Genomic DNA, 12,089 nt, shown 5'->3' on the forward strand with positions numbered 1-12,089 from the left:
TTCGCGCCTCCTCAGGATGAGGTCGGAACAAGTGGCAAGATGGATAGGACAGATGCCCGTTGCCAACATTGAGGTCGCCGAAACGCCGCTGGTGCTCTACGCGCTGCGCCGCGCCGACGATGCGCTGATCCTCGGCCATCGTCTGTCGGAATGGTGCGGACATGCGCCGATGATGGAAGAGGACATGGCGCTCTCCAACATCGCGCTCGACCTCATCGGCCAGGCCCGCGAGCTCTACAGCTATGCCGCCAAGGCTGAAGGCAAGGATAACGACGAGGACAAGCTCGCTTACCTGCGGGACGTCAGGCAGTACCGCAATCTGCTGCTGGTCGAGCAGCCCAACGGCGACTTCGCCCGGACCCTGGTGCGGCAGTTCTTCTATTCCGCCTTCGCCGACCTGTATTGGCGGGCGATGACGGCCTCGCATGATCCGACGCTTGCGGCGATTGCCGCCAAGTCGGAGAAGGAGAGCGCCTACCACCTGCGCCATGCCTCGGAATGGATCATCCGGCTCGGCGACGGTACGGACGAGAGCCATCAACGCGCGCAGGCTGCGATCGATCACCTCTGGGCCTTCACCGGCGAGATGTTTGCCGTCGACGACGGCGAGCGCGCCCTGATCCACGCAGGTATCGCCATCGATCCCGGCACCTTGCGTGGCCGCTGGCTGACGACGCTCTCCAATGTGGCCGGTGAAGCAACACTCACGCTGCCACAGAACGACTGGATGCAGCAGGGCGGCCGCGCAGGCCGCCACAGCGAGCATCTCGGCCACCTCCTGTCCGAGCTGCAATCGATGCAGCGCACCTTCCCGGGGCTGACATGGTGACGGTGCTCGAACGCGACAACGAGCTGCGCCGGCGCGCGTGGGATGCCGCGGCGAGCGTGGTCGATCCGGAAATCCCGGTGCTGACCATTGCCGATCTCGGCGTGCTCCGCGATGTCGTTGTCGATGGCGATCATGTCGAGGTCGCGATCACGCCGACCTATTCGGGCTGCCCGGCCATGAACATGATCGCGTTCGAAATCGAGGTTGCGTTGGAACGCGCCGGCTTCCGCCGTCCAAGGGTACGCACGGTGCTGTCGCCGGCCTGGACGACGGAGTGGATGAGCGAGGAGGGCCGCCGCAAGCTGAGCGCCTACGGCATAGCACCGCCGCAAGCCTCGAACTCACGCCGCGCGCTGTTCGGCGACCAGGCCGTCGCGTGCCCGCAATGCGGCTCCGGCAATACCGAGCTCCTGTCTGAATTCGGCTCGACCTCCTGCAAGGCGCTCTGGCGCTGCAAGGCCTGCCGCGAACCCTTCGATTATTTCAAGTGTCATTGATCATGTCAGCAGCCGCACCGCGCTTCCACCGCCTGACCGTCAACGACCTCCGCCGCGAGGCGTCGGACGCCGTCTCGATGACCTTTGCGGTCCCCGGCGAACTCGCTGGCGACTACAGTTTCACGCCCGGCCAGTATCTCACGCTCCGCACCATGCTGGATGGCGAGGAGGTCCGCCGCTCCTACTCGATCTGCTCCGGCCCCGACGATGGCGAGATCCGCATTGCCGTGAAGAAGATCGACGGTGGCGCATTTTCGAACTGGGCCGCGGATGAACTCAAATGCGGCGACGAACTCGACGTCATGACGCCGACCGGACGCTTCGGCGCGGTCCCGCCGGCGGACAGCGGACGCATCCATGTCGGCTTTGCCGCAGGCTCCGGCATCACGCCGATCCTGTCGATCGTGAAGGGCATCCTCGCGCGCGAGCCGGACAGCCGCTTCTTCCTGTTCTACGGCAATCGTGCGACCGACAACATCATGTTCCTGGAGGCGCTCGAGGAGCTCAAGGATCGCTTCATCGACCGCCTTTCGATCTTCCACGTCATCTCCGGTGAGGAACAGGACATCCCGATCCTGCATGGCCGGCTCGACGGCGACAAGGTGAGGGTGCTGCTGCGCTCCCTGGTCCCGGCGGGAAGCGTCGATCATGTCTTCATCTGCGGTCCATCAGGCATGAGCGAGGACATCGAGGCGACCTGCCGCGATCTCGGCATCGTGGAGGAGCGTATCCATGTGGAGCGCTTTGTCTCCGAATTCGGCGGCAAGCCGCGACCGAAGAAGATCGTTGCGCCCGACGCGCCGCCGAAGGCGATGGCCTCGCTGATCATCGACGGCAAGCGCCGCGACGTGCCGGTTGCCGAGGACGAGGCGATCCTCGACGCTGCGCTACGCGCCGGCGTCGATCTGCCCTTCGCCTGCAAGGGCGGCATGTGCTCGACATGCCGCGCCAAGCTGGTCGAGGGCGAGGCGCCGATGGACCTCAACTATTCGCTGGAGCCGTGGGAGTTGAAGGCCGGCTTCGTCCTGACCTGCCAGGCAAAGCCATCGTCGGAGCGGGTCGTGGTCGATTACGATCACGTTTGACAGTCATGGCCAGGCAGCAGACCATGATGGGTAAGCATATGGCCGGGAGAAGCGCGTGAACGTCAAAGCCAGCCTGTCGCCCGAAGATATTGCCCGCGCCTGTGCCGACGCCATGTGGGCGGAGGACGATGCTTCCAAAGGGCTCGGCATGGAGATCGTCGAGATCGGCCCGGGCTTCGCAACGCTGGCGATGAACGTGCGGCCAGACATGGTCAACGGCCAGCGCATTGCCCATGGCGGCTTCATCTTCACGCTCGCCGATTCCGCCTTTGCCTTTGCCTGCAATTCGCACAATGAACGTGTCGTGGCGGCGCAGGGCCAGATCACCTTCATCAAGCCGGGCAAGCTCGGTGACCGCCTCGTTGCAAAAGCGCGCGAGATCAGCCGTGGCGGACGCTCCGGCATCTACGACGTGCGCGTGACAGTGGGCGACACCGTCGTCGCGGAGTTCCGCGGGCATTCACGTGTCATTCCCGGCACGTGGCTGCCGGCGGAAGAACAGCAATAAAACCGACAAGAAGAACAAACCAATGATGTGGGGAAACGAGGATGGCTCTGACGAGGCTCAAGGAAGGTGGCAACACCTATAGCGCCGAGATGGACGCGCATGAGCGCGCGTCGCGCGACGAGATCATGGCACTGCAGACCCAGCGGCTGGCCTGGTCGCTGAAGCACGCCTACGACAACGTCGCGCATTATCGCAAGGCCTTCGACAAGGCCGGCGTGCATCCGTCGGATTTTCGCGAACTCTCCGATCTCGCTAAATTCCCGTTCACGGTGAAGACGGACCTCCGCGACAATTATCCGTTCAACATGTTCGCCGTGCCTCGGGAAAAGCTGGTGCGCGTGCATGCCTCGTCCGGCACGACGGGCAAGCCGATCGTGGTGGGCTATACGCAACGCGACATCGACACCTGGTCGGACGTGATGGCGCGCTCGATCCGCGCCGCCGGCGGCCGCACCGGCATGATCATCCACAATGCCTATGGATATGGTCTGTTCACCGGTGGGCTTGGGGTGCACTACGGCGCCGAAAAGCTCGGCTGCACCGTGGTGCCGATCTCCGGCGGCATGACCGAGCGGCAGGTGCAGCTCATCAACGACTTCAGGCCCGACATCATCACGGTGACGCCGAGCTACATGCTGGCGATCCTCGACGAGTTCAAGCGCCAGAAGCTCGACCCGCGCCAGTGCTCGCTCAAGGTCGGCATCTTCGGGGCCGAGCCCTGGACCAATGCGATGCGGGGCGAGATCGAGGACGCCTTCGACATGGACGCGACCGACATCTATGGCCTCTCCGAAGTGATCGGCCCCGGCGTCGCGCAGGAGTGCATCGAGACCAAGGACGGCCTGCACATCTGGGAGGACCATTTTTATCCGGAGGTGATCGACCCCGAGACCGGCGCGGTGTTGTCCGACGGGGAGAAGGGCGAACTGGTCTTCACCTCGCTCACCAAGGAAGCGTTTCCGGTGATCCGCTATCGCACCCGCGACCTGACGCGGCTGCTGCCGGGTACGGCGCGGCCGGGCATGCGGCGGATGGAGAAGGTGACGGGCCGTTCGGACGACATGATCATCCTGCGCGGGGTCAACCTGTTCCCGACCCAGATCGAGGAGGTGCTGCTCGCGACCGACTGGTGCGGCGGCCACTTCGTCCTGGAGCTGACCCGCGAAGGCCGCATGGACGAGCTCACCATCATCGCCGAGGCTCGGCCCGAGAGCTGGGACGGTCGGGGGCTGGTCGATCACGCCGACCGCATCTCGACCCACATCAAGAACACCATCGGCATCAGCTCCAGGGTGCAAGTGGTCGCGCCGGCCACGCTGGAGCGCTCGCTCGGCAAGGCCAAGCGCCTCTACGACAAGCGGCCGAAGGATTGACTTGGCCGCCCCCAAAGGCGACAAGGCCCGCGAGAAATCGTGGGTCTTTCGATGTCGTCAGCCGATAGCAAAACCGCCGAAGCGCGATGCGTGCGCCTCAATGCCAAGGCCGAGAACGCTGCCGCGGTTGCGCCGGTGATCGAACGCCATGCGCTCGCGCGCGGTCCGAACGATCTGTTGATCGAGGTGAAGGCTGCCGCCGTCAATCCGTCCGACGTGAAGGCCGCGACCGGACTGATGCCCTATGCCGTGTTCCCGCGCACGCCGGGCCGCGACTACGCCGGCGTGGTGATTGACGGGCCGGCCGGCACAATGGGGCGCGAAGTGTTCGGCTCCTCCGGCGATCTCGGAATCCGCCGCGACGGCACCCACGCCAGTCATCTCGTCGTCGGGGCCGACGCCGTGGTGGAGAAGCCGAAGACGGTGTCCTGGGAGGAGGCCGCCGGCATCGGCGTGCCCTTCGTCACCGCGATGGAAGGCTTTCGCCGCGCCGGCATTCCAAAGCCCGGTGAAACCGTGCTGGTGTTCGGCGTCAACGGCAAGGTCGGTCAGGCCGCGGTGCAGATCGCGACCTGGCAGGGCGCGCGCGTCATCGGCGTGGTGCGCAAGGCGGAAGCCTATGAGGGCCATGCCAATGCGGCCATCGAGGTCATCGACGCCTCCGCAAACGATGTCGCCACCCGCGTGCGCGAATTGACCGGCGGCAAGGGCGCCGACATCGTGTTCAACACGGTCGGGGATCCCTATTTCCAGGCCGCGCACAAGTCGCTCGCACTGCGCGGCCGCCAGATCCTGATCGCCGCGATCGATCGCATCGTGCAGTTCAACATCCTCGAATTCTACCGGGGGCAGCACACCTATGTCGGCATCGACACGCTCGGGCTGTCCTCGGCTGCAACCGGCGCGGTGCTGCGTGACCTCGGTCCCGGTTTTGCGAGCGGGCACCTGAAGCCATTCCCGATCAATGCCAATGCCGTCTATCCGCTGGAGCGCGCCAGGGAGGCCTACGTCGCCGTCGCCGGTTCGTCTCGCGATCGGGTGATCCTGAAACCGTGACCATGGAGTCCACCCAGCTCGTCATCCTGGCCGGCCTCGTCATTGGCCTCGTCTACGGCGCCGTCGGCCTGCTGAGCGGGTTCTGCCTGATGAGCAGCATGCGCGGCTGGCTGGCCGAGGGAGACGGGCGGCTGGTGCGGACCTATGCGCTGGCGATCGCCGTCGCGATCGCCGCGAGCCAGTTCCTCACCGGCAACGGCATGATCGATCTCGGCAAGTCGATCTACCTGCAACAGACCTTCTCAGTGCCGGTGCTGTTCCTCGGCGGCCTGCTGTTCGGCTACGGCATGGTGCTGTCGAACGGCTGCGGCTCGCGGGCGCTGGTGCTGCTCGGTCGCGGCAATCTCCGTTCCTTCGTAGTCGTGATCGTGCTCGCCATCGCCGCGCAGATGACGCTCAAGGGCCTGATCGCGCCGGCGCGCATTGCGCTGGTCCAGGCCTCGCAGACGACTGTCAACGCGAATTCGCTGCCGTCACTGTTGGCGACGCTCGGCCCCGGTGAACCGGTCTCTCGCGCGCTGGCTGCTGCCACAATTGTCGTTGCGCTGATCCTGTTTGCTTTCGCGCACCCGACGTTCCGGCGTTCGCCCGGCCAGATTGCAGCAGGTGTCGTTGTCGGCCTGCTGGTGGCCAGCGGCTGGTTCGTCACCGGCTATGTCGGTGCGGATGATTTCAACCCTGTGCCGGTGACGTCGCTTACCTTCATCGCGCCGATCGCGGACGCGCTGCAATACGCCATGCTCTCGACCGGGCTGACGCTCAATTTCGGCATCGCGACGGTCGCCGGCGTCTTTGCGGGCAGTCTGGCGACGGCGCTCGCCACAGGCCGCTTCCACCTCGAAGCTTATTCGTCGCCGCGCCACATGCTGCGCTCGGCCGGTGGCGCCGCGCTGATGGGGATCGGCGGCGTGATGGCATTTGGCTGCTCGATCGGGCAGGGGCTCACCGGCGTGTCGACGCTCGCTCTGGGCTCGTTCGTCGCGGTCGCCGGCATCCTGCTCGGCACGGCGGCGGGCTTGCGCGGCGCACTGCGGGTTCAGCCGCTCGCAGTAGCCTGAGTGCGCAGCAGCCGGTCGCCCAGCGTGGCAAGGCCAATGCCGGTGACGATCAGTGCGGCAGCGATCGCAAGACTCATGTCGATCGGCTCGCCCAGGAGGATCGCCGCGCTGGCGATGCCGACCAGCGGCGTTCCGGTGGTGCCGAGTGCCGTCGTCAAGGCCGAGATACTCTTGTTGACCATCGACATCGCCCAATAGGCCAGCGCTGTTCCGATCAGGCCCGAATACAGGAACAGCAGCACGAGCCGCCACGACCACTCCGCGTGCGGCAGGCCCTCGACGACGAGCGCGCTGACCGACAGCACGATCGTCGCCGCGAGCACCTGCCAGATCAGAAGCTGGAGCGGCGAGGCGATCCAGCGGTGCGCGCGGATATAGATGATGTTCGCCGCCCAGGAGATCGCGGCCAGGATGACCATGCCGGCGCCGAGCATGACGCTGCTGTTGGTCCAGTCGATCGAGGTGGGGTTCAGGATCACGGCTAGGCCGATCAGTCCGAGCAGGGCACCGGCGAGTTTTGGCGCGGTCAGCGTGTCCTTCCCCAGCAATGGCGCGGCGATCGCGACCCAGAGCGGCGTGGTGTAGCCGAGCACGATGGCCTTGCTCGCAGGCAGGAAGCGCACACCGGCAGCAACAAGGACCGAAAACACCGTCATGTGCAGCAGTGCCACGCTGAGGACCACGGGAATGTCGCGCCGCTCCGGGATCACCAGATTGTTGCTAGATCCGAGGATCACGAACAATGCAGCCAGCGCGATCCAGCTCCGGATCGCTGACGTCCACAGCGGGGGGAGGAACTGGACAAGCTGCTTCGTCACCGACCAGTTCACGCCCCAGGCCAGCACGACGATCAGGAACAGGCCGATGGCCGCGCGCGGGGAGAGGGGGTTCATTGCAGAATCCTTGAAGCAGTGCGGTACGCGGGATAGCATCCTGGCTGGCACCTGAAAAAGTGCCAGATGGGAAAGGAATAAGGTGCCAGTTTCGGAAGCCATGATCTCCGCACTGATCGACCTGAGGAGGGTCGATGAGGAGGGGCTGGTGGCCCAGCTGACGGGCCAGCTCCGAGCCTTGATCGCAACCGGCCGCCTCGGCAAAGGCCTCGCGCTGCCATCGAGCCGACGGCTTGCGAGCGATCTCGGCGTCTCGCGCAACACCGTCACCTATGCGTTCGAGCAGCTTGAGGCGGAGGGATATCTCGAGGCCTCGCACGGCCGTCGTCCCGTGGTGACGGTCGACGGTGGTGAGCGCGGCGACGGGACGGGCGCCGTCGCGTCGAGCGCCCGCTCTGCCAGGCCGCAGCTCTCGCCTTGGGCCTCGAAGCTCAAGCAGACCGACTGGCCGATGTCTTATCAGGCGCCACTCAAACCCTTGCGGCCGGGGCACGGCGATTTCAGGGAGTTTCCGAACGAGATCTGGGCACGTTGCCTGCGCCGCAGCGCGATGCGTGCGGCCAGGCGCGAGCTCGGACCGGTGAACCGGATGCGCCTGCGTGAGGCGTTGGCGCATTATCTCGCGACCAGCAGGGGCGTTCGCGCGACAGCCGAGCAGATCCTGATCCTGCCGAGCGCGCAAGCCGCACTGACCCTGATCGCGGCGGTGCTCATCTCGCCCGGTGACGAGGTCTGGGTCGAGGACCCCGGCTATCCAGGCGCCGCGGCGGCCTTCCGCGCGTCTGGCGCGCGCGTGACGGGCATGCGGCTGGACGAGCAGGGCATGCAGCGGACGCCCGGAATGGCTCCGCCGAAGCTTATCTTCATGACGCCATCGCACCAGCATCCGACCGGGCGGCTGATGTCACTGGCGCGCCGCACCGAGTTTCTCAGGTCAAGCAGGCCCGGCAAGACCTGGATCGTCGAGGACGATTACGACGGCGAGTTTCACTACGACAGCCGGCCGGTGCCGGCCCTGCAGGGGTTGGACGCCCACGGCCGCGTGTTCTATGTCGGCACGTTCTCGAAGGCGATGACGTCGGATATCCGGCTTGGTTATCTCGTCGTACCGCCGGCGCTGGTCAGTATCCTGGAGATCGCACAGCGGCATATCGGGCTGATCGCTTCCAGCCACATCCAGGAGGCGCTGGCCGAATTCGTTGCCGACGGGCATTTCCTTGCGCATCTGCGCCGGATGCGCCGGCTCTACCACGCCCGCCGCGATCACCTCGTGGAGGGACTGGAGCGCCATCTCGGCGACGTGCTCTCGGTCGAGATCCCCTCGGGCGGCATCCAGCTCGTGGCGCGGCTCAAGCGCGGCCGGGCCGATCAGGCCGCGGTCAAGCGGCTGGTCGAGGCGGGCGTTGAAACACGGGCCTTGTCCAGCCTGGCGCTCGGCCGTCCGCGCGATCACGGCCTGCTGCTCGGCTTCGCGGCCTGGCGCGAGAACGAGATCAGCGCGGCGTTGCGGACGATGGCGTCGTGCCTCTGATGCAAGCGCGCTAGTCTACCGCCTTCGTCACGATGCGAATCGCCGAGGTCAGCGTCCGGTGCACCGGACACTTGTCGGCGATTTCCATCAGCTTCTTGCGCTGCTCGGCATCGAGTGCGCCGTCGATCGCGATGTCGCGCTCGATCTGGTCGAGCATGCCTTCGCGCGTCTCGCACTCCGCGCAGTCCTTGGCATAGATTTTCGAATGCTTCAGCGTGACCGTGACGCGATCGAGCGGCAGCGACTTGCGATCGGCATAAAGGCGCATGGTCATGGAGGTGCAAGCACCAAGGCCGGCCAGCAGGAAGTCGTAAGGGCCGGGGCCGGCATCCTCGCCACCAGCGGCGACCGGCTCGTCGGCCACCAGATGATGCGGCCCGACGGTGACGATCTGGTTGAACTTGCTCTTGCGAGTTTCCTGCACCACGACCTTGCGCGGCTCCTCGGCGAGATCCATCGTTGTCGCGGGCTTTGCAGCCTCGATGTACCGGCTGGCCCAGGCCGCGATCACGTCGGCCGCGTAGAGGGCGTCGGCCGGCTTGGTGAGGAGATGATCGGCATGGTCGAGCGAGACGAAGCTCTTCGGGTGCCTGGCCGCAACGAAGATCTTCGTCGCATTGTCGATGCCCACGGTGTCGTCGACAGGTGACTGCATCACCAGCAGGGCCTTGTGCAGGCCGGTGACGTCCTTCATCAGCTCGTGCTCGGCGATGTCGTCGAGGAATTCGCGCTTGATCCGGAATGGGCGCCCCGCCAGCGAAACCTCGACTTCGCCCTGTGCGCGGATGTTGTCGAGATGCTCCCTGAACAGGCCGGTGACGTGAGCGGGATCGGATGGCGCCGCGATGGTCACGACAGCCCTGGCTTCCGCAATCTTTCCGGCGGCGGCGAGGATCGCGGCGCCGCCGAGGCTGTGGCCAATCAGGATCGACGGCGCCTTGCGGACATTGCGCAGATGATCGGCGGCGCGCACGAGATCGGCGACGTTGGAGGAAAACGTCGAATTGGCAAAGTCCCCCTCACTGGAGCCGAGCCCGGTGAAGTCGAAGCGTAGCACCGCGATGCCCTTGGCCGCGAGCGCGACCGAGATGCGCTTGGCTGCCAGCGTGTCCTTGCCGCAGGTGAAGCAGTGGGCGAACAGCGCGAAGGCCGCGGGCTCGCCATCCGGCAGTTCCAGCGCGGCCGAAAGTTGATGACCGCCTTCGCCTGTGAATTGAAAGCGTTGCGTCGGCATGGGCTTTCCCCCGTTTCTAAACTCTAATCGCCTGAATAGCGCTGTTCGGCCCAGGGATCGCCGCGATTGTGATAGCCGCGAACTTCCCAGAAGCCCGGCGCATCCTCGGTCAGGAATTCGATGGCCTGGAGCCACTTTGCGCTCTTCCAGAAATACAGATGCGGCACGACCAGCCGAACCGGGCCGCCATGTTCGTCCGACAACGGCTGGCCCGACCAGCTGTGGGCGAGCAGCGCGTCCTCGGCGGCAAAGTCTTCGAGCGCGAGGTTGGTGGTGTAGCCGTCATAGGAGTGCAGGACGACGAAGCGCGCATCGGCTCGCGGCTGGCAGGCTGCGAGCAACTCGCGCGTCGCAAGTCCTTCCCACGCATTGTCGTAGCGCGACCAGGTCGTCACGCAGTGGATGTCGGAAGTGAACTGATCCTGCTTCTGTGCAGTGAACTCCGCAAAGGTCCAGAACACGGGATTCTCGATCGCACCATAGACGTCGAGCCGCCAGCGCTCGCGCGACACCGGGGGCACGACGCCGAGATCGAGCACCGGCCAGTCTTTTGTCAGATGCTGGCCGGGCGGCAGGCGCTGGTCTTCCGGACGCGTGATCTTGCCGGTGAGGAAGCGGCCCTCGCGCGCCCATTTCTCCTTGGTGCGCGTCAGCTTGCTGTCGGGCGGCTCGTTGTCGTCGGCCATGAGCTACTCGTGGCGATGCATCGCGGAGGCGTGCTTGGTGTCGCGCATGGTGGAATAGATGATCAGCGACAGGAAAATGACGCCGGCGAGATAGTAGTAGAACCACTCCTCGTGCCCGATGCTCTTGAAATAGAGCGCGATCGCCGGCGCCGTGCCGCCGAAGATCGAGACGGTGATGGCATAGGGCAGGCCGACGCCGAGGGCGCGGACATTGGTCGGGAACAGCTCGGCCTTCACCACCGCGTTGATCGAGGTGTAGCCGGCCACGAAGAGCCAGGCGGCGCAGATCAGGATGAACGCGATGAAGGGCGACTTGGTCTCCTTCAGCGTCATCAGCAGCGGCACGGTTGCGAGCGTGCCGGCGACGCCGAAGAAGATCAAGAGCGGCTTGCGACCGATCCTGTCGGAGATGGCGCCGTAGATCGGCTGGAGGATGGTTGCGAAGATCAGCGTGCCGAAGATCACGAAGGTGGTCTGGTCCTCGGTCAGCCCGACCGAGAGCTTGACGAAGGTCTGCATGTAGGTGGTGAAGGTGTAGAAAGCCGCGGTACCGCCGGCAGTGAGGCCGACCACAAGGAGCAGCTCGCGGGGATAGCGCAAGAGGTTGGTGATCGAGCCGGTCGGCTTCACCACCTTCTTGGCTTCCTCGAAAGCCTCGGTTTCGTGCAGATTGCGCCGCATGACTGCGGCAAAGATCGCGAGTGCCGCGCCGATCGCGAACGGGATACGCCAGCCCCAGGCTTTCAGCTCCTCCGGCGTGAGGAAGACCTTTTGCAGCAGCAGGAGCACGATGATGGCGGTGAGCTGGCCGCCGATCAGCGTGACGTACTGGAAGCTCGAATAGAAGCCGCGATGCTTGGGATCGGCGACCTCGCTCAGATAGGTGGCGCTGGCGCCGTATTCGCCGCCGAGGCTCAGGCCCTCGATCACGCGGGCCAGCGCGAGGATCACCGGGGCCGCAAAGCCGATGGTTGCATAGGTCGGCGTCAGGGCGATGATCAGCGAGCCGAAGCACATGAACACCACCGACAGCGTCAGCGAGATGCGGCGGCCGAAATGATCAGCGAGATAGCCGAAAAACCAGCCGCCCAGGGGCCGCATCAGAAAGGTCGCCGCGAACACGACCGCGACGTTCAATTGCTGCACGACAGGGTCGTTGCCGGGAAAGAAGGCGGGAGCGAAATAAAGCGCGAACGCCGTATAGGCGTAGAAATCGTACCATTCGACGAGATTGCCGATCGAGCCGATCAAGATCGCCTTGATCCGCCGTTCGGCGTCGGCGATGTCAATGTGGTCGGAGGCCGGTTGGGTTGCTTGCACTGTCACGTCCGGCCTCTCC

At 65.3% G+C, this 12,089-nt stretch carries 12 protein-coding genes; 8 read left to right on the forward strand and 4 right to left on the reverse strand.

Translation table 11 applies throughout. The features are described 5' to 3' along the window. The first annotated feature begins 52 nt into the window (after positions 1 to 52). From paaC to NLM15_RS13280, 7 genes are read left to right on the forward strand one after another with little or no spacing between them, the layout of a single operon-like run. Positions 53 to 829, forward strand: coding sequence for a 1,2-phenylacetyl-CoA epoxidase subunit PaaC (gene paaC / locus NLM15_RS13250; protein WP_254117417.1), 777 nt, complete (start codon positions 53 to 55; stop codon positions 827 to 829). After that, positions 823 to 1,326 (forward strand): 1,2-phenylacetyl-CoA epoxidase subunit PaaD, encoded by a 504-nt coding sequence (gene paaD / locus NLM15_RS13255; RefSeq protein WP_254117419.1) that lies wholly within the window; start codon positions 823 to 825, stop codon positions 1,324 to 1,326. Before paaC ends, paaD begins: the two co-directional genes overlap by 7 nt. A gap of 2 nt (positions 1,327 to 1,328) precedes the next feature. Next, positions 1,329 to 2,411: a 1,2-phenylacetyl-CoA epoxidase subunit PaaE gene (gene paaE / locus NLM15_RS13260; RefSeq protein ID WP_254117421.1), complete on the forward strand. Its 1,083-nt coding sequence runs from the start codon at positions 1,329 to 1,331 to the stop codon at positions 2,409 to 2,411. 55 nt (positions 2,412 to 2,466) lie between these two features. Next, entirely contained in the window at positions 2,467 to 2,919 is a 453-nt protein-coding gene (gene paaI / locus NLM15_RS13265) for a hydroxyphenylacetyl-CoA thioesterase PaaI (protein ID WP_254117423.1), read from the forward strand. A 41-nt stretch (positions 2,920 to 2,960) separates the two neighbouring features. Continuing rightward, positions 2,961 to 4,292, forward strand: coding sequence for a phenylacetate--CoA ligase PaaK (paaK, locus tag NLM15_RS13270; protein ID WP_254117424.1), 1,332 nt, complete (start codon positions 2,961 to 2,963; stop codon positions 4,290 to 4,292). A 51-nt stretch (positions 4,293 to 4,343) separates the two neighbouring features. Further along, positions 4,344 to 5,348, forward strand: a complete 1,005-nt coding sequence (locus NLM15_RS13275) for a zinc-binding alcohol dehydrogenase family protein (RefSeq protein WP_254117425.1) — start codon at positions 4,344 to 4,346, stop codon at positions 5,346 to 5,348. Between the two features lie 2 nt (positions 5,349 to 5,350). Then, on the forward strand, positions 5,351 to 6,406 hold the full coding sequence (locus NLM15_RS13280; protein ID WP_254117426.1) for a YeeE/YedE family protein: 1,056 nt from the start codon (positions 5,351 to 5,353) through the stop codon (positions 6,404 to 6,406). Here the strand turns inward: NLM15_RS13280 and NLM15_RS13285 are convergent. After that, the gene (locus tag NLM15_RS13285; RefSeq protein ID WP_254117427.1) at positions 6,385 to 7,299 is read right to left on the reverse strand and encodes a DMT family transporter; all 915 of its coding nucleotides are present in this window, start codon (positions 7,297 to 7,299) and stop codon (positions 6,385 to 6,387) included. The two genes, NLM15_RS13280 and NLM15_RS13285, sit on opposite strands and share 22 nt — an antisense overlap. A 100-nt stretch (positions 7,300 to 7,399) precedes the next feature. Between NLM15_RS13285 and NLM15_RS13290 the strand changes: the two genes are divergently transcribed. Beyond that, positions 7,400 to 8,830 (forward strand): PLP-dependent aminotransferase family protein, encoded by a 1,431-nt coding sequence (locus NLM15_RS13290; protein WP_254124229.1) that lies wholly within the window; start codon positions 7,400 to 7,402, stop codon positions 8,828 to 8,830. A 10-nt stretch (positions 8,831 to 8,840) separates the two neighbouring features. On the opposite strand, the gene NLM15_RS13295 is transcribed toward NLM15_RS13290, so the two are convergent. From NLM15_RS13295 to NLM15_RS13305, 3 genes are read right to left on the reverse strand one after another with little or no spacing between them, the layout of a single operon-like run. After that, positions 8,841 to 10,064, reverse strand: coding sequence for a bifunctional alpha/beta hydrolase/OsmC family protein (locus NLM15_RS13295; protein ID WP_254117428.1), 1,224 nt, complete (start codon positions 10,062 to 10,064; stop codon positions 8,841 to 8,843). A 23-nt stretch (positions 10,065 to 10,087) separates the two neighbouring features. Beyond that, entirely contained in the window at positions 10,088 to 10,750 is a 663-nt protein-coding gene (locus tag NLM15_RS13300; RefSeq protein ID WP_254117429.1) for a sulfite oxidase-like oxidoreductase, read from the reverse strand. A gap of 3 nt (positions 10,751 to 10,753) precedes the next feature. After that, positions 10,754 to 12,076, reverse strand: a complete 1,323-nt coding sequence (locus tag NLM15_RS13305; protein WP_254117430.1) for an MFS transporter — start codon at positions 12,074 to 12,076, stop codon at positions 10,754 to 10,756. Positions 12,077 to 12,089 lie beyond the last annotated feature (13 nt).

Origin of the sequence: Bradyrhizobium sp. CCGB20 (assembly GCF_024199855.1) — a bacterium.
Lineage (GTDB): Bacteria > Pseudomonadota > Alphaproteobacteria > Rhizobiales > Xanthobacteraceae > Bradyrhizobium.